The organism is Blautia caccae, assembly GCF_040095955.1.
GTDB lineage: Bacteria > Bacillota > Clostridia > Lachnospirales > Lachnospiraceae > Blautia > Blautia celeris.
Genome location: NZ_JBBMFP010000004.1, coordinates 125,219 through 144,733, shown reverse-complemented (window position 1 = coordinate 144,733; position 19,515 = coordinate 125,219). Strand labels below are relative to the sequence as shown.

Genomic DNA, 19,515 nt, shown 5'->3' with positions numbered 1-19,515 from the left:
GAAACAGGAAACGGAAGGTATAGGGAGGTACAGAATGGAATTAAATATACATATTCTGATGAATGAACTGGAGCATGTGTCCGGGTACCGGGGAGAACAGGATTATCTGGATAGAAAGCTGTCCTTCTACACCTTGTATCAGCCGGGCTGTGTGCTGCGCAGGGACACACTGTATCTGATGGAATCTGCAGACCAGGCACTGGATATTCCGGAGCTGGAATCAGGAACCGCACTGCTGTTTTTAGCGGGGACAGAACCACTGGCGGGAGATTTCCCGTATGGCTGCTCCTGGATCTGTATGGACGGCAGTCTGACAGCGGACGCGCTGCTGTCCCGGCTGGAAGAAATCTTTGAGAAATACAACAGATGGGAGCAGGGGCTTTCCGCTGTCCTCTCCGGGGAGCGGAGCATTGAGGCACTCTGCCGCCTCAGCCTGCCCATTTTCAACAGCCCTGTCATGGTGCACAACAGGGAATATGAGCTTATGGGGTATGCGGAGGCGGGAAATGCCAGTTTTTCCTACAGCCTTTTACAGGAGGGGACCAATTATCTGGACCGGAATATTACGGATGAGCTGTTTTTTCGCTCGGATTACCTGACCACCCTGGAATTTGTAACACCCCAGTATTGGAGCAACGAGGGGGAAAAGTTCATAAGTATATACAGCAACATATTCGACGAGAACGGGGAATACTGGGGAAGGATTGTCATAGACGGGGTGAATATCACTCTGACAGACGGACATCTGGCACTGCTCTCTGTGTTTACCGAGACGGTGCGGGCGCTTGCTGTGCGTCATTCCGGTTCCAGATTCAATGCTCTGGAGGCATTTAAGAATTATGCCCTGGAGTATCTGCGAAGCCCGTCGGAATTTGATGTGGATAAGCTTCTCATGGCAATGCGGCTGGCAGGATGGAAGCGGAGCGGCCCTTTTTTCTGTGTCTGCATGGAACTGACGGAGACCGGGCAGGAGCTGCATTCAGCCGCCTATGAGAGCGTGCTTTTTGACCACCAGCTTCACGGTTACCTCTCCCTGGAATATGAGGACAGGCTGCTGCTTCTGTGCAATCTGGGCCTTGGGCTGGAGGGCAGGGATGAGGAATGCAGGCGCCTGGCCTATATTGTGAGGGACAATCTGTTCAAGTCAGGAATCAGCACAGAGTTCTCTGACTTCTTCCAGTTTCCTGACTACTACCGGCAGGCAGAGGCAGCCCTTTATTCAGGAAAGGAGTGCAGCAGCACCCAGTGGCTGTTCAAATTCGAGGACTATGCCCTGCACTATGTGCTGAACTGCGGTGCCGACACCCTGCCGGTGCGGACGCTGATACCGGCGTCCATCCTGGAACTCATCCGCTATGACAGGACCCACGATACCAGCTATTACAAGACCTTACTGAATTACATAGAATTTGACTCCCACACAGCAAAGGCCATTGATGATCTGTACATACACAGAAATACCTTTAAGTCCCGGATGAAAAAGATCAGGGAGCTTCTGGATATGGATCTGGATTCCCCTCAGGAGAGGCTTTATCTGATGCTCATCTTCCGAATCTTAAAACGGTATCCTGAGCTTGCAGGGGAGCAGGAGGTGGTATTATGAAGCTGAATGGATGGATACTGGCGGAAGACTTAAAGGGGGTGGAGGGAAGTTCCCTGAAATCAGACCCTGCGGAGCTTTGTCTGACCGGCGCCCTGATCTGGCAGGAGGGGATATTGCCGAGAGCCTATCACGTATATGTCATGTACGCCGGGGACCTGGAGCGTATACCGAAAAAACATCCTGCCCTTACTTTAGTGAGCATCGGAAAGCCCTCCAAAGAGTGCCTGGAAAGAGAGGGCATGGATATTCTCTGGGTCAGACCCTATCTGACACCTCAGATGATCTTGTCGCTGCTTATGAAACTGTTTGAAAAATACAGGATGTTTGAGGAAGAGCTGGACCGGCTGTGCAGGGACGGAAAACCGTTCTCTGCCCTTGCCCCTGTGCTTCTGTCTGTCTTCTCCAATCCCATTATCCTGGTGGGAGAACATATGGAGATCCTGGCACTGTCCCAGAATGAGGATGCCTGCAGGATTCCCTGTGAGTGCAGGGACGGGGATACCGATTTTCTGCGGCCGTCTTTTGCCCGTTCTTTTTGCCGGGCCTGTAAGGGGGAGGGCGGGGTTTCCGAAACAGAGGAGGGGATTCCCTTCCTGGCAGTGCCGGTCCGTAAGGAGGATAAGTTTTTGTTCGGGATCTTTCTTCTCTCTGTCACAATGCCGCTGACGGAACTGGACAGGATACTGCTCTGTCATACAGGGCAGTATTTAAGGAGCCTGCTCCGTGTGAATTTTATAAACAGTTATCAGGGTATGGAACGGATGCAGAAAACCCTGGCGATACAGGCGGAAAAGGGCAGCAGCTTTCTGCAGATGCCCAGATGCCTGGAGCTTGCCCTCTCCACCCTCGGCTGGGAAATAAAGGGCAGTTATGTGTGCATTGTGCTGAAATCAGCCTTTTTCAACAAAGTCAGCCAGAGAGAGATACCCGATGATGAGCTGTTTGAGCGAAGCAGTCTCATGGTAAAGACAGGGACTGAGATTTTCTTCCTCTGCAACCTGCTTCCGATATCCGGCGGTGTGGATGAGATCGCAAAACGGCTGGAAAAGATACTGAAAGATTCCCCGCTGATCGCAGGTGTCAGCACGCCTTTCCGCAGTTTTTTAGATTACCCGGATTACTGTACCCAGGCATTGGCTGCCATACGGATTGGAAACAAACTGGATTACACGAAAAAGGCATGTCTATTCAGGGATTTTGCGCTGGATTACATCATCTATGAGGGGTGGAAATCCCTGCCGGTCAATGTCCTTTTATTCGGAGGGCTGAAGGACCTGCTCCTCCATGACCATATCCACCACACCAGCTATTATCAGACCCTGGAGGCTCTCTTTGACAACTTTATGGTCATGAGCCGTACTGCTTCCCATCTGGGAATCCATATCAGTACGCTGAAATATAGGGTAAGACGTATCCACGAAATGCTGGGTCTTGACTTAAACGACAGCTACAATAAAATGTATCTCCAGAGCATTCTGTTCCTGCTGAAACAGGATACCGCGTCCCTTAAGGCATACCTGGAACAGGAGGCTAAGAAGCCCGCGCGGTCGATTCGGGTTGCCAGTTCAGAAAAAATGAAGTAAAATAATACCATTGAGGAGGTATTATCATGAAGAAACGTAATATTCAGAAAATTATAGAACCCATCGTCCGCCGCCCCGGCTGTACGTCATTTGCAGTGATCGGAGACCCGGGATGCGAAGGGCTGGGCACTGTTATGATGAAGACGTACGCAGGCGCGCTGGAGAAGGCAGCGAAGGAGGATATGATTCTCATTGCGGGCGATATGGTTCCCGTAGGGGATGAACGGCACTATAAAAATGTGTGTACCCTCACGGAATCCGTAGCCGAAAAAGATGTATTTGTGCTCCGGGGAAACCACGATACAGGAGACTATGAAGCTTTCTTCGGCCTGCACGATTACGCGGTCCTTGCAGAGACCTTCACCATTGTGGTGGTGGATAATGCCTTCCGGAAATTCTCCGATGCAGGGCTTGCGCTTCTGGGACAGGTACTTGCCATGGAGGAATGCAAAAATGTGGTGATCGCGTTCCACATACCTATTCCAAACCATTTTACGGGAAATTCAGTCTCCCAGGAGGAGTTTGAACGCCTGCGGGCAGTGTATTTACCCTATAAAGAGAAGATCAAATATTTTGTGTGCGGCCATGTCCACTCCTGCTTTGAGGACGAAGTGGATAACATCCCCTTTGTCTGTACAGGGGGAGGCGGTGCCATTATTGAGGACGTATCCGAGAATATCAAGGCAGCGGATGTGGAGCATCACATTGTCCGCTTTGCCCGGGAGAACGGCAGGCTCTGCCACAGGTTTGAAAATCTGGGGGATGCCCCTTACCAGAGGGAGCGGGAGGATAAAATCACCAGGAGTCAGCTTGAGGAGACGGTAAAGGGAGAACTGTATGCGTTTCTCAGATATCAGACATTTGCGGAACGCGCGGATAAGAGAGGATACGGCAGGATCGCCAATCTGTTCCGCGCCCTGGCAGAGTCGGAATACCGGCATGCCAAGAGCTTTTACGCCATTTTAGACAAGCCGAAGGCCTTTCATGAATCCGTGGACACCTATGTGCCGGGAGAGGAATTCGAGTACGAACGGCTGTACCCCATGGTTGCGGACTACGCCCAGGAGCATGATCTCCTGCTGACCAGGCAGGCTTACCGGGATGCCGCTTCCGCGGAGAAAGCCCATGCAAGGCTTCTTCGGGAGGCTGCAGACTGTGACGGATTTGAAAAAACCGTATTTTATGTGTGCCCGGTCTGCGGATGCCTGATGGAGAGCCGCCCGGAGCGCTGTCCGGTCTGCGGGGCGCCGGCCGGGGAATTTTTAGTATATGAAAGTAAAGAAGAGACGGAAGAGGGATGACAGAATTATGACACAGAGCATTGCAAGAACAGGTCTTGTTTTGGAGGGAGGCGGCATGCGCGGTGTGTTTACCGCAGGCGTGCTGGATTATTTTCTGGAACAGGACATACAGTTTGACACTTGTATTGGCGTTTCCGCAGGTTCCTGCCTGGCCTGCAGCTATCTTTCCAAGCAGCACAGAAGGGGATACCGGACGATCACCGGATATCTGGATGACCCCAGATACTGCGGAATAGGCAGTTTTATCAAAACAGGTGATTATTTTGGGGCCGAGATGCTGTATAAGACCATTCCGGAAGAGCTGGACCCCTATGATTATGAGACTTTTGACGCCAACCCTGCCGGATTTTACGCTGTGGTGACAAACTGTGAGACCGGGCAGGCAGAGTATAAGCAGATCAGGGACCTGCGCCGTGAGATCTGTTATATCCGCGCATCCAGCTCCCTTCCTCTTATGTCCAGAACCCTGTGGATCCGGAAGAAACCCTACCTGGACGGAGGCATCACAGATTCCATTCCCATCCGAAAATCCGAGAGCCTGGGAAATGAGAAAAATGTGGTGATTCTCACCCGCGGCAGGGAATACCGGAAAAAGAAGAACCAGATGATGCCTCTTCTGCGCATCCGCTACGGCAGACAGTTTCCAAAGCTTGTAGAGCGTATGGAAAACAGACATCTGGATTACAACGAGACCCTGGATTATCTGTACCGGGAAGAAAAAGAGGGCAGGGTTTTCCTGATCCAGCCTCCCAGGCCTGTGGAAATCGGGCGTATAGAAAAGGACGGGGAAAAACTGGAGGCACTTTACCGCCAGGGATACGAGACAGCCGCACAGAGAGCAGAGGCGCTGAAAAAATACCTGGAAGGTTAGAGCCTGTTTGACGCTCTTAAGGAAGCTGCCGGACAGGTTTATGTAACAAGAAAAAACAAATATTAACATCCTGAACTATGTTACTGAAACGGAAAGTTTTCTATAATAGAGCCAGGAAGACGAAAAGGGGTCTGCCGGTGCGGGCCCCTTTCGTTTGGGAAGGCGCAGAGCCATTACAGCGGGTATCTGCAGCAAAGTTCTTAATAGGAGATTCAGGAGGGTTTCGTAACATGAAATACGGACATTTTGACAATGAGAAAAGAGAGTATGTGATTGACAGGGTAGATCTGCCTACATCCTGGACCAATTACCTGGGAGTAAAAGACATGTGTGCGGTTTTGAACCATACCGCAGGCGGATATATTTTCTATAAATCACCGGAGTACCACCGCATAACCCGCTTTCGGGCCAACGCAGTTCCCATGGACCGCCCGGGCCATTATGTGTATATCCGGGATGATGAGGACGGAGATTACTGGAGCGTATCCTGGCAGCCGGTGGGAAAACCGCTGGATCAGGCAAAATACACCTGCCGCCACGGTATGTCCTATACGGTCTATGAATGCGATTACAGCGGCATCAAAGCGTCTCAGAAAATGTGCATCCCCAAAGAGGACCCGGTGGAGCTGTGGGATGTGAAGATCAAAAACGACAGCGGACGTACCAGAAGCCTCAGCGTGTATTCCTATCTGGAATTTTCCTTCCATCAGATCGAGATGGACAATAAGAACTTTCAGATGAGTATGTACGCGGCTGCCTCCTCCTGCGAGGACGGCATCATTGAACACGACCTTTTCTATGAAGAGTTTGGATTCCAGTGGTTTACAGCCAGTTTCCGGCCGGACGGATTTGAGTGTCTGCGGGATGAGTTCATCGGCTCTTACCGCACGGAGACCAATCCCATCGGGGTGGAAAAGGGTGTTCTTGGCGGCGGTTTTGAGAAGGGCAACAACCATTGCGGAGCCCTGCAGAAAAAGCTTACACTGGCTCCCGGTGAGGAAGTGCGCCTGGTGTTCATGCTGGGCGAGGGAAACAGAAAAGCCGCTTATCCCTACAGAGAAAAATACAGCAGTTTTGCCAATGTGGACGCAGCCTATGAGGAACTGAAAAACTACTGGGAGAGCAAGTTCGACAAACTGCAGATCCGGACTCCAAATGAAGGCATGAACACGCTTATCAATACCTGGACCCTCTATCAGGCGGAGATCAATGTGATGTTCTCCAGGTTTGCCTCCTTCATCGAAGTGGGCGGACGGACAGGACTGGGCTATCGGGACACTGCCCAGGATGCCATGACAGTACCGCATTCCAATCCGGCAAAATGCCGCCAGAGGATCATAGAGCTTTTAAGGGGCCAGGTGTCGGAGGGATACGGCCTGCATCTGTTCCAGCCGGAATGGTTTGACCCGGATACGGAAGTGAAGCCCTTTAAGTCCCCCACAGTCGTGCCCACACCCAGTAAGGACCAGATGATCCACGGTCTGGAGGACACCTGCTCAGACGATGCCCTGTGGCTGGTCAGCTCCATTGTGGAGTATGTAAAAGAGACAGGGGAATTTGAACTGCTGAAACAGGTGGTGCCTTATGCGGACAAAGGCGAGGGCACAGTCTATGACCATATGAAACGAATTCTGGACTTTTCCGCCAGACAGGTGGGAGCTGACGGCGTGTGCAAGGGTCTGCGCGCGGACTGGAACGACTGCCTGAACTTAGGCGGCGGTGAGAGTGCCATGGTATCCTTCCTGCACTACTGGGCGATACAGAGCTTTCTTGAAATGGCTTCTTATCTGGGCGAGAAAGAGGATGTGGAGAAATACAGGTCAATGGCTGAAAATGTGAAAAAAGTCTGTGACCAGGAGCTGTGGGACGGAGAGTGGTATATCCGCGGCATCACGAAAAACGGCCGAAAGATCGGAACACAGAAGGACAAAGAGGGAAGAGTACATCTGGAATCCAATGCCTGGGCAGTGCTCTCCGGCGCGGCGCCCAAAGAAAAGGGAACAAAGGCCATGGATGCTGTCTATGAGAACCTCTTCACTCCTTACGGCATCATGCTCAACGGCCCCTCCTATACGGTGCCGGATGATGATATCGGTTTTGTGACCAGGGTGTACCCGGGCCTGAAAGAAAACGGTTCTGTGTTCAGTCATCCCAACCCATGGGCATGGGCAGCGGAATGTATGCTGGGCAGAGGCAGCCGTGCCATGGAGTTCTACAACGCCCTGTGTCCGTACTATCAGAATGACATGATAGAGGTGCGCCAGGCAGAGCCTTATTCCTACTGCCAGTTCATCATGGGCAGGGACCACACAGCCTACGGCAGGGCACGCCATCCCTTCATGACAGGCAGCGGCGGCTGGGCTTACTTTGCAGCCACCAGATATATGCTGGGCATCCGTCCGCTGATGGACGGACTGGAGATCGATCCCTGTATTCCGGGTGACTGGGACGGATTTTCCGCGCACAGGGTATTTCGCGGTGCGTCCTTTGATATCACAGTGGAAAACCCGGACCATGTGGAAAAAGGCGTGAAGGAAATCTGGCTCAACAAGGAAAAAGTGGATAAGATACCGGTCTGCGAAGCAGGCAGTGAAAATACAGTAAAAATTGTTATGGGATAACTTGTGGGTTCGTACAGGAAGGAGAGAACAGCAATGATCAAATTTGGAACAGGCGGTTGGAGAGCAATTATAGGTGACGGCTTCACGAAGGAGAATATCCAGAAGCTGACAAAGGCCCTTGCCATGAAAATGAAGGCAGAGGGCGTGGAGAAGGAGGACATCTGCATCGGATATGACAGGCGTTTCCTGGCAAAAGAGGCAGTTATGTGGTCCTGTGAGGTGCTGGCAGCGGAGGGAATCCGCGCCTGGTTCATCAACAGGTCCTCACCCACACCACTTATCATGTATTATGTGATGGCACACAACCTGCCATACGGCATGATGGTGACAGCCAGCCATAATCCGGCGATCTATAACGGCATCAAGGTCTTCACAAGAGGCGGAAGGGATGCCAATGAAGTGCAGACCGCAGAGATTGAGGAGTATATCGCAAAAGTGGAGGAGGAGATCGCCGCAGGAACTCCCATCGCCGCCATTCCCTATGAGCAGGCAGTGGCTGAGGGGAAAGTGGTGGAATTTAACCCTCTCAATGAATATCTGGACAATATCATTGCCGCTGTGGATGTGGAGGCCATCAAGAACAAAGGACTCCGTGTGGCTCTTGACCCCATGTATGGTGTGAGCCAGACTTCTCTGAAGACCTTGCTCTCCATCACCCGCTGCGAGCTGGAGATCATCCATGAGCGCCATGACACGCTGTTCGGCGGCAAGCTGCCGGCACCCAATGCCCAGACCCTGCGCTCCCTGCAGAACTATGTGCTGGACAGAGGCTGTGACATCGGTGTGGCCACCGACGGGGATGCGGACCGTATCGGCGTCATTGATGATACGGGAAAATTCCTGCACCCCAATGATATCTTAGTGCTGCTGTATTATTATCTGGTAAAATATAAAGGCTGGAGCGGCCCGGTCGTCCGCAACGTGGCAACCACCCACATGCTGGACCGTGTGGCAGAGAGCTTCGGGCAGAAATGCTATGAGGTTCCCGTTGGCTTTAAGTATATCTCTTCCAAGATGGAGGAGACAGACGCCATTATCGGCGGGGAGTCTTCAGGCGGCCTGACCGTAAAAGGACACATCAACGGCAAGGACGGCGTATATGCTGCCATGCTGCTGGTGGAAATGATCGCAGTGACAGGAAAGAAGATATCCCAGATCGCCAGGGACATTGAGGAGGAGTACGGAAGTATCTATATGGAGGAGAGGGACTACAAGTTCACGCCTGAAAGAAAAGAGGAGATCCAGAGGACCCTCATGGTGGATAAGGCCCTTCCCGATATTGACGAACCGGTGGAAAAGGTTTCCTACATGGACGGCTGTAAGATCTACTTTAAAAACGGAGGCTGGATCATTGCCAGATTCTCCGGCACAGAGCCTCTTCTGCGCATTTTCTGTGAGATGCCTGAGGCTTACCAGGCTGTCCGCATGTGCGAGATTTTCGAGGAATTCCTGGAACTGAAAAATTGATCGGATAAAGGATGAGGGTATGCTGCAGGATGTTAAAATTTTGCAGCATACCCTCTAATTTTTTCTGCGCAAAAGGATAGTACATGGTATGATAGAGAAAGAGCGGTGCCGGGACGGGAACCGCAGAATGCAGGAGAGGGGAAACGAGATGAAAGAAAAGAAGAAATTTTCCATCCAGTGGAGAGTGATCGCCATTGCTCTTGGCTGCTGGATGATACCATTTGTGCTCATGGTGGGGATGATGGTCCATTATATCCTGTCCAACCAGTTAGGTGACCGGGTGGATAATATGACGGACCAGGTGAACTTTAATATGCAGACAAGCGTGGAGCGGCTGAACCAGGCCATAGAGGACTCCAGAGACGCCTCCTATGAGGGGGAACTGCGCTCCGTATACGAGGCTTTTATGAACAATCATTATAAAGATTACTGGCTCAGCGGCAGGGTGCGCGGATATCTGAACACCAAGTATACCAAGGATAAAAGCTTTTCCAGCACCGTATTCTGGTATCTGGATGATCCGGAAAAGCTGAACGGCGAGGTGTACAATGCAAGCGCCGGCGGGTCCTATCATCAGATTGACACCTATTGGAAGGAAGACCATGAGACAGTGAAAAAATATGCCGAGACCCTTGATACAAACATCGGTTTTCTGGAGTGTGACGGCAGGGTCTACATGATCCGTAACCTGGTAAACCGTTCTTTTGAGCCTGTGGGTGTACTTGTCATGCGTATGAATATTGCCTACTGCTTTGAGGGCATGCGGCATTTCCTGGAAGACTTTGATATGAGTATCTATTTAAATGAATTGAATCTGGAGTTCAGCCAGGGGAAAGAACAGACGAAGACAGAAGGACTTCACCCTGAGGAATATCCTAAGGGAAGCACCTGGGACGGGGGCTATCTGTATATCAGGAATCTGGTGAAGGAGAACAGCTACAGTCTGGATACCCTTGTGCGGATACCTAAGATGGTGGTCATGGATTCCATGTACGCGTACCTTCGTATTCTGGGCGTGATGATTGTGCTGCTGGTGCCTTTGGTGGTGTTCCTGATCCTCATGGTACGGCGGCATATCCTGCAACCCACAGAACAGCTTATGGAGGGGGCGAGGGAGATCCAGGAGGGCAATCTGGGCTATCAGATCACCTTCGAGGCGGGAAGCAGGGAGTTCGTCTACCTGACAGAGTCCTTTAACCAGATGTCAAGCCGGCTGAAATACCAGTTTGACCATATTTACCAGGAGGAGATGGCGCTCAAGGATGCCAGGATCATGGCCCTGCAGTCCCACATCAACCCCCACTTTATGAACAACACACTGGAGATCATCAACTGGGAGGCCCGTCTCTCCGGTAATATGAAGATATCCAAGATGATAGAATCCCTATCTGTGCTCATGAACGCTGCCATGGACAGGAAACGCCGCCATGTGGTGCCTCTGAAGGAGGAGCTGCAATATGTGGAGGCCTATCTTCATATAATGAAAGAGAGGCTGGGAAGCAAGCTCACTGTGGAGGTGGAGATCGCGGAGGACACCCTGAATGAGAAGGTGCCCAGGCTGATCCTGCAGCCCGTGATCGAGAACGCCATAGAACACGGCGTTATCCGAAGCGGCAGCGGCACAGTGGTACTGAGAAGCTACAAAAAGGGGGACTACCTCTATCTGGAGACCGAGAACAACGGTGTGATGAACGAGCAGGAGAGGGCAAAGGTGGACAGGCTGCTTGCGCCTGACTACGACACCAGCAAGGAATCCTCCGGCAATCTGGGCATAGCAAATGTGAACCAGAGACTGGGTATTTTGTACGGGGAACCCTGCGGACTGGCCATTTTCCAGGAAAAAGATGACCGGATTTGTGCCCGCTTGACCATTTTTGTTGGTCTAAGAGCACAATAAAAAGCAAAAAATCACAGCCTCAGTTATTCGCTTTTTACAATATTTGCGGTATTATAATGTCATCAAGAAAAACAAAGCAAAACAAAGCAAACAGGGAGGTAAGTTAGTTATGAAGAAGAAAGTTGTAGCAGTTTTACTCGTTGGAGCAATGGCAGGAACCATGCTGGCAGGCTGCGGCGGCGACAGTAAAGCAGCGGACGCTGGTGACGATACCAAGAAAGAAGATACCGCGGATACATCGGATGACAGTGACGAAGGCAGTGCGGAAGGCAAAGTTACATTGAATGTGACCACAACTTTTGCAGGAACCGAGAGTAATGTGGATAAATATCAGGAAACCATTGAGAACTGGCAGAAAGAGACAGGAAACAAGATCAATGATTCCTCCGCATCTGCAGATGAAGCCATGAAAGCCCGTGTGATCACAGACTTTGAGACAGGTGCAGAACCGGATGTTATGTTCTACTTCAACGGCAATGATTCCAACCCCTTCGTAGAGGCTGACAAGGTAGTTTCCATTGATGAGATTCGTGAAAAATACCCGGACTATGCGTCAAATATGAATGATGACCTGATCCCGGCATCCCCGGTAGACGGTGTAAAATATGCGGTTCCTTTCTACGGATACTGGGAAGGCATGTACGTGAACAAGAAAGTCTGTGAGGACGCAGGTGTTGAGATTCCGGGACCGGATACCACATGGGAACAGTTCATGGAGACCTGCCAGAAGATCAAGGACGCAGGTTATACACCGATTGCCGCTTCTCTGATCAAAGAGCCGCACTACTGGTTTGAGTATTCTATCTTCAACCATGACACACCGGCAACACACGTGGCAGTACCGGAAAAAGTAGATGACAAAGTGGGCAAAGCCTGGGCAGAAGGCATCGCTGACATCAAAGATGTCTATGAAAAAGGCTTCTTCACAGAAAATACCAACACCTGCGAAGCTGACGAGGCATTCCAGGGATTCTTACAGGACAAAGCAGCATTTTATGTAGACGGATCCTGGAAGATGGGCGGTATCAGAGACAACGCTGAAAACATTGATAACTTCACCGTTACCTTTGTACCGGGACAGAACGAGAGAAAGACAACAGATATCATCAGCGGTCTGTCATCAGGATGGTACATCTCCAAAAAAGCCTGGGATGATCCGGAAAAACAGAAGGCAGCTGTAGATTTAGTGGAATATTTCATCAACACAGAAACCGTTTCCGATTTTGCAGGAACAGCCACAACATCCTTAAAAGACGGCGCCCAGATTGATGAGAGCAAACTGAACTCTCTGGAAAAAGACGCCCTCACCATGCTGAAATCCGTAACCGCTACATCAGGCGCATGCCAGGATCTGTGCACCGAAGATCAGAGAGCTCCTATCTTCACAAATATGCCGCAGATCGTAGAAGGTCAGATGGAAATCAATGACGCGATCCAGCAGGTTATTGATGCAATGGAAGAATGATCATATCTGTATCCGCAGATGAAGTATTTGTAACGTAAAAACTGTATTTTTTCAAGGACCGGAGAGGAAAAAATCCTCCGGTCCTTCTTAAAGAAAAGCAAGTGAAGTAACTTTCAAATGGACGCAGGTGTTCGCTTGAAAGTCTGGGAGGCGAAATCTATGAATAACACATCAAATATTTATAAGAATAAGAAGCCGGCCATTTTTTTCCTGCTGCCTGCATTCCTGTTCCTGATTCTGTATCTGTACTACCCATTTATCCAGAACATCTTCAACAGTTTCATGAAAATCAAAGGACTGGCAACTCCGGCCAAAGGGTTCAATGACCCGGTTTACAAAAACTACACACGTCTGTTCACAGACCCGAACATGAGAATTGCCCTGAAAAACACGCTTATCATGATTATCGTAACCATCGTAGGGCAGGTGGGAATCGCAATTATCATAGCACTTCTGGTAGATAATATTAAAAGAGGAGCGAAGTTCTTCCGAATCGTTTACTTCTTCCCGATCGTTATCTCCGCAACCGCATTAGGACTTCTGTTCAACCTGATCTTCCTGTATGACAAAGGTATGATCAACCAGCTTCTGGAGTTCCTGGGCATGACGAACCTGACAGACTGGAAGGACGAGGCCCACGCCATAATGACCATGATGATACCGGTCACCTGGCAGTATGTGGGATTCTATTTCATCATACTGCTGACCGGACTTAACAATATATCGGATGAACTGTATGAATCAGCATCCATTGACGGAGCCACAAGGTTCCAGAGAGTACGTTTCATCTCCATCCCGCTTCTCCACAATGTCATCTGCACCTGCTGTGTGCTGGCTGTGACAGGAGCACTGAAGGTCTTCGACCTGCCATGGATGATGTTCCCCAACGGCATGCCCTACGGCAAGACATGGCTCACCGGCACGTATATGTACTACTACGCGTTCGTGGCAAGTGACGCGGACTACAGTTCCACCATTGCAATCGTAATTGTTGTTCTCGGCATCATACTATCCAAGGTTGTAAATGTCATTTTCAAAGAGAAAGATTATTAGAAGGGAGATATAAAAAATGAAAAAGCGTAAATTTTCACCAGGAATGTGCGTCGTATATCTCATCCTGATATTCTGGGCACTTACAACAATTTATCCGATTTTGTGGGTTATCTTAAACTCATTCAAGGACAAAAAGAAAATAATAGCAAATTCCTTTGCACTTCCCATCGGGGATTTGTTCAGTATGGATAACTACAAGACAGCATTTGACAGGCTGAACATCTTCACCGCATATAAAAACAGTATCATCGTTTCCTGCTGTGTGGCCCTTGTGGTTATCCTCCTGGCAGGAATGGCCTCCTACGCACTGGTCCGCTATAACCTGAAAACCAAGAAACTGCTGAACACACTGGTTGTGGCAGCTATGATGTTCCCGGTATTCGCAACCATCATCCCGGTATTCCGTATGGAGTTTTCCTGGGGAATCGTAAATACCGATAAGGTTTCCCTCTCGCTCATATCGCTGATACTGCCGCAGATAGCCGGAAACCTGGCCTTTGCCATGGTGGTGCTCACAGGGTATATCAGGAGTCTTCCCATTGAGCTGGAAGAGTCGGCGTACCTGGAAGGCTGCAATCCCATGCAGATCTTCTTCAAGATCGTGGTACCGCTTACGAAACCATCGTTTGCAACTGTCGGTATCTTCAGTTTCCTGTGGAGCTACAATGACCTGTTCTCCCAGACCTTCTTCCTTCGTTTCAAAGACCAGTGGGCGATCACACGACTGCTCATGGAGATCTCTTCCAGAGAAGGAACAGACTATGGCCTTATGGCAGCAGTAGTGACACTGATCATCGTACCGCTTCTGGTTGTGTATGTATGTCTGCAGAAGTACATCATCAAGGGTATGACAGCGGGAGCTGTAAAAGGATGATGCCTGAATCATAAAAGCTATAAGGAAAGTATTTGGTGGAAAACCGGCCAAATACTTTCCTTTTTTTCGTTAATGTTTTATAATAATAAAAAGTGAATATATTTTACATAAATTTAAGGCAAATTTGAAAGAAGAACAGAAAATTTGTGATAAACTAAAACAGGAGCCGGGGGTACATATGTATAAAGTAGTGATCGTAGATGACGAACCAATTATTGCAGAGGGCCTTTCCAAAGTGGTACCGTGGGAAAAATACGGCTGTAAGATCGCAGCCACAGCAGGCAACGGACAGGAAGGCCTGGAAGTCATAAGGAAAGAGCAGCCCAATATTGTAATATCCGACATTTCCATGCCGGGCATGGACGGGCTGAAAATGATTGCGGCTCTCAGGGTGGAATTTCCGGAGATGCAGATTTCCATTCTGACAGGGTACCGGGATTTTGACTATGCGCAGCAGGCAATCCGTCTGGGTGTGACGCGGTTTCTGTTAAAGCCCTCCAACATGGATGAGATAGAGGAAGCTGTGCAGGTCATGGCGGAAAACCTGAAAAAGCGCAATATCACCGGCGAGGAGGATGAATCTGAAAATACTGCCGGAAGTTTTATTGTGAAGAATGCCCTGGCCTATATACAGGAAAACTATAATAAAAAGATTTCTTTAAGTGAAGTGGCGGAGAATACTTTTGTGAGCCAGTGGCATCTGAGCAAGCTTTTGAACAAGCATCTGGAAAAGAGCTTTTCGGAGATCCTCAATTCCATCCGGATCGACAAGGCCAAGGAGCTTTTAAAGGACCCGTCCCTGCGTATCGGGGATGTGGCGGAGGAAGTGGGATTTCTGGATATGGCGCATTTCTCCAGGGTCTTTAAGAAGATAGAGGGGATTTCAGCCAACGAGTACAGAAATAAGATATAGTCCGTTTACGGAAGAGGTGAGAGAATGGCAATTACAAGATTTGCAGCAATCGACGTAGGGTCTTATCATGTATCCATGGATATCTATGAAATATCACCCAAGGCGGGAATCCGCCAGATCGATGAGGTCAGAAGCCGTCTGGAAATCGGACGGGATACCTACGGCACCGGAAAGATCGGGTACGATTCCACCCAGGAGCTGTGTGCTGTGCTCCACGATTTTGCAGGCATCATGAAGGAATACCAGGTGGATGCATACCGCGCCTGTGCCACCAGCACGCTGCAGGAGGCAAAGAATGTCTGGATCGTGCTGGACCAGGTATACCAGAAGACAGGCATCAATGTGGAGATCCTCAGCAATTCAGAGCAGAGGTTTTACGGTTATAAATCACTGGCAGCCAAGGACGCGGCTTTTACGAAGATCATCCAGAAGGGAACCGCCATCATTGAGATCGGCGGCGGTAATGTACAGATCTCCCTGTTTGACAAGGACGCGCTGGTGACTACCCAGAACTTCAAGATGGGCAGCCTGCGTATCCGGGAGCGCCTGATTCCTGTGGAAAAGGAGACCGTATACTATGAGCACCTGGTGGAGGAGCTGATACACAACGATATCCTGAGCTTTAAAAAGCTGCATTTGAAAGAGCGGAAGATTGACAATATCATTCTTCTGGGGGATGTGTTTATTGAAACACTCCTGAAGAAAAAGAGCAGCATGGAGGAAAACAGGACGGTCAGCCGGGAGGCCTTTATGCAGGTGTATGAGGGCATTGTCCACAAATCGCCGGAGCAGGCGGCTGTGGAGCTGGGAATCTCCCTGGAGTTTGCCACGATTTTGGTGCCAACCCTGATCATCTGCAGGGTATTTATTGATGAGATGGGGGCAGACACCTTATGGCTGCCGGGAACCCAGTTAAATGACGGTGTTTCCTATGACTACGCCCAGAAACAAAAGCTCATCAAGAGCACTCACAATTTTGAAAATGACATACTGGTATCCGCCAGAAATATAGCGAAGCGTTATATGAGCAACAAGAGCCACACACAGGCCGTGGCGGAGGTGGCTACCATCATCTTTGACAGCATGAAAAAAGTGCACGGCATGGGAAGCAGGGAGAAGTTGCTTCTGCAGATCGCGGTCATCCTTCACGACTGCGGAAAATATATCAGCATGAGCAATGCGGCAGAGTGTTCCTACGCGATCATCATGTCCACAGAGATCATCGGCCTGTCCCATATGGAGCGGGAAGTGATCGCCAGCGTGGTGCGGTTTAACTCAGAGCCTTTCAAATATTACGGGGAGGCGGACTCCAAAAGTGCCATTGACCGTGATACTTACATGCTCATCGGCAAGCTGACAGCCATATTGCGGGTGGCTAATGCCCTGGACCGCAGCCATAAGCAGAAGGTGGAGGAGATCAAAGCGGCAGTCAGGGAGAAGGAACTGGTACTGACCATTGACACGCAGGAGGATCTGACACTGGAGGAAGGGCTTCTGACGGAAAAGGCGGATTTCTTTGAAGAGGTGTTCAGCATCCGACCGAGGCTGCGCCGGAAAAAGAGAAGATAGGGGGCATGAGGATGGATTTAAAAGATTATATAAAACCGGAATATTACTGGAACAGGGAACTGAGCTGGATCAAATTTAACGAGAGAGTCCTCTCAGAGGCCAGGGACAAAAGTCTTCCCCTGTTTGAAAGACTGAAATTTTTGAGTATAACGGCATCCAATCTGGACGAATTTTTCATGATCCGTGTGGCATCCCTGAAGGATATGGTACATGCCAAATATACAAAGCCGGACATTGCCGGCATGACGCCCAAGGAGCAGTTAAAAGAGCTGTCTGTTGTGACTAAGGAGCTGGTGGAGACACAGTATAACACCTACAACCGCTCCCTTCTGCCTGCGCTTAACAAAGTGGGGCTTCACGTGGTGGAAAAGCATGAGGATCTGACAAAGGAACAGAAGGAATATGTGGACCGCTATTTTGAGGAAAGCGTATACCCGGTTCTGACACCCATGGCAATGGATTCCGCCAGGCCTTTTCCGCTTATCAGGAATAAGACGTTGAATATCGGTGCCCTGATCTCAAAAAAGGACAAAAAGGGCAGGGAGGAGCTGGAATTTGCCACGGTCCAGGTGCCATCTGTGCTGCCGAGGATCGTTATGCTGCCTGAGGACAAAAAGGGCAACACCGTGGTGATCCTGCTGGAGCAGGTGATCGAGCGGAATATCGGCAAGCTGTTTTTGAGCAATGAGGTGGCCTGCACCTGTCCGTACCGGATCATGCGGAATGCGGATCTGACCATAGATGAGGACGAGGCGGCAGACCTCTTAAAGGAGATCCAGAAGCAGCTGAAAAAGCGCCAGTGGGGCGAGGTGATCCGTCTGGAAGTGGAAGACAAGATGGACGAAAGGCTTCTGAACATTCTGAAAATGGAATTTGAGATCAAGGAGGAGGATATCTTCCAGATAAACGGCCCCTTAGATCTGACCTTCCTGATGAAAATGTATGGAATGGACGGCTTTGAGGAGTACAGAAACAAGCCATACACACCGGCTTTGGTGCCGGCTATGATGACAGATGAGGATATTTTCACCCAGATCAGAAGGGGAGACATTCTGCTGCACCATCCGTTCATGACATTTCAGCCTGTGGTGGATTTTGTGCGTCAGGCAGCCAAGGACCCGGATGTGCTGGCAATCAAGCAGACCCTGTACCGTGTGAGCGGCAATTCACCCATTATCGCGGCTCTGGCCCAGGCAGCGGAGAACGGCAAGCAGGTCACGGTGCTGGTGGAGCTGAAGGCCCGTTTTGACGAGGAGAACAATATTGTCTGGGCAAAGATGCTTGAGAAGGCGGGATGTCATGTGATCTACGGCCTTCTGGGACTTAAGACCCACAGCAAGATCACTTTGGTGGTGCGCAGGGAGGAGAACGGCATCCGCAGATATGTGCACCTGGGTACAGGCAATTACAACGATTCCACAGCCAAACTGTACACAGACTGCGGTATTCTCACATGTTCTGCCAGGATTGGGGAGGACGCCACAGCAGTGTTCAATATGTTATCAGGCTATTCGGAACCGAGGACGTGGAATAAATTGGTAGTGGCGCCTATCTGGATGCGTGACCGTTTCCTGCATCAGATTGAGATGGAGCGGGAATACGCGCTGAAAGGACGGAAGGCCCGGATCGTGGCGAAAATGAATTCTCTCTGCGACAGGGATATTATTGCGGCTCTGTATGCTGCAAGCGCCGCCGGGGTGAAGATCGATCTGATCGTGCGGGGTATCTGCTGTCTGAAGGTGGGGATTCCGGGAATCAGTGATAATATCACGGTGCGCTCCATTGTGGGAAATTTCCTGGAGCACAGCAGGATTTTCTATTTTTACAGTGACGGGCGTGAGGAGGTCTTCATGGGAAGCGCTGACTGGATGCCGAGAAACCTGGATAAAAGGGTGGAGATTGTATTCCCTGTGGAGGATGAACGGCTGAAAGAGGAAGTGAAGCATATTCTGGAGATACAGCTTGCGGACAATGTCAAAGCCCATGTGCTGCATCCGGACGGCAGGTATGAGAAGATTGACAAGAGGGGCAAGGTGCTTCTTAATTCCCAGGATTACTTCTGTGAGGAGGCATGGGAGAATGCCAGACTGCCGGAGAGTTCAGTGGATAAGCGCGTGTTCATTCCTGCGGAGGCACCGGAGGATTAAAGAAGAATATAAGGACCGGTATCCGGGGAGGACATGCCTTCGGATGCCGGTCTGTTTTTGGGCGGGGGAAAAGTCTGGCAGAAAGGTGTCCCGGAAGGGAAAGATTTCTGCCGGGCTCTCTTTTGGCATAACAAAAAAGATTCCAGCATAA

General features: G+C 50.1%; 13 protein-coding genes. All 13 read left to right on the top strand.

Annotation, left to right across the window (positions count from 1 at the left end):
• Positions 1-34 precede the first annotated feature (34 nt).
• The 13 genes from WMO65_RS05815 to WMO65_RS05755 all read left to right on the top strand — a co-directional run bounded on the left by WMO65_RS05815 (position 35) and on the right by WMO65_RS05755 (position 19,364).
• Positions 35-1,603, top strand: coding sequence for a helix-turn-helix domain-containing protein (locus WMO65_RS05815; RefSeq protein ID WP_148392306.1), 1,569 nt, complete (start codon positions 35-37; stop codon positions 1,601-1,603).
• On the top strand, positions 1,600-3,186 hold the full coding sequence (locus tag WMO65_RS05810) for a PucR family transcriptional regulator (protein WP_148392307.1): 1,587 nt from the start codon (positions 1,600-1,602) through the stop codon (positions 3,184-3,186). Before WMO65_RS05815 ends, WMO65_RS05810 begins: the two co-directional genes overlap by 4 nt.
• 26 nt (positions 3,187-3,212) lie before the next feature.
• Positions 3,213-4,487, top strand: coding sequence for a ferritin family protein (locus WMO65_RS05805; protein WP_148392308.1), 1,275 nt, complete (start codon positions 3,213-3,215; stop codon positions 4,485-4,487).
• A complete protein-coding gene (locus WMO65_RS05800; protein WP_256157738.1) occupies positions 4,456-5,358 on the top strand; it encodes a patatin-like phospholipase family protein in 903 nt (300 codons plus the stop codon). Before WMO65_RS05805 ends, WMO65_RS05800 begins: the two co-directional genes overlap by 32 nt.
• A 230-nt stretch (positions 5,359-5,588) precedes the next feature.
• Positions 5,589-7,979: a glycoside hydrolase family 94 protein gene (locus tag WMO65_RS05795; RefSeq protein ID WP_148392309.1), complete on the top strand. Its 2,391-nt coding sequence runs from the start codon at positions 5,589-5,591 to the stop codon at positions 7,977-7,979.
• Between the two features lie 33 nt (positions 7,980-8,012).
• The gene (locus tag WMO65_RS05790) at positions 8,013-9,446 is read left to right on the top strand and encodes a phosphoglucomutase/phosphomannomutase family protein (RefSeq protein WP_103731299.1); all 1,434 of its coding nucleotides are present in this window, start codon (positions 8,013-8,015) and stop codon (positions 9,444-9,446) included.
• Between the two features lie 88 nt (positions 9,447-9,534).
• Complete coding sequence (locus WMO65_RS05785) at positions 9,535-11,343, top strand: sensor histidine kinase (protein WP_225305353.1); 1,809 nt, start codon at positions 9,535-9,537, stop codon at positions 11,341-11,343.
• 109 nt (positions 11,344-11,452) lie between these two features.
• Positions 11,453-12,808, top strand: coding sequence for an ABC transporter substrate-binding protein (locus WMO65_RS05780; RefSeq protein ID WP_033141940.1), 1,356 nt, complete (start codon positions 11,453-11,455; stop codon positions 12,806-12,808).
• A 159-nt stretch (positions 12,809-12,967) separates the two neighbouring features.
• Entirely contained in the window at positions 12,968-13,861 is an 894-nt protein-coding gene (locus WMO65_RS05775; protein WP_033141941.1) for a carbohydrate ABC transporter permease, read from the top strand.
• A gap of 16 nt (positions 13,862-13,877) precedes the next feature.
• Entirely contained in the window at positions 13,878-14,735 is an 858-nt protein-coding gene (locus WMO65_RS05770; RefSeq protein ID WP_033141942.1) for a carbohydrate ABC transporter permease, read from the top strand.
• A gap of 178 nt (positions 14,736-14,913) precedes the next feature.
• The gene (locus WMO65_RS05765; protein WP_033141943.1) at positions 14,914-15,648 is read left to right on the top strand and encodes a response regulator transcription factor; all 735 of its coding nucleotides are present in this window, start codon (positions 14,914-14,916) and stop codon (positions 15,646-15,648) included.
• A gap of 24 nt (positions 15,649-15,672) precedes the next feature.
• The gene (locus tag WMO65_RS05760; protein ID WP_033141944.1) at positions 15,673-17,217 is read left to right on the top strand and encodes a Ppx/GppA phosphatase family protein; all 1,545 of its coding nucleotides are present in this window, start codon (positions 15,673-15,675) and stop codon (positions 17,215-17,217) included.
• 11 nt (positions 17,218-17,228) lie between these two features.
• Positions 17,229-19,364: an RNA degradosome polyphosphate kinase gene (locus WMO65_RS05755; RefSeq protein ID WP_148392310.1), complete on the top strand. Its 2,136-nt coding sequence runs from the start codon at positions 17,229-17,231 to the stop codon at positions 19,362-19,364.
• Positions 19,365-19,515: the final 151 nt, after the last annotated feature.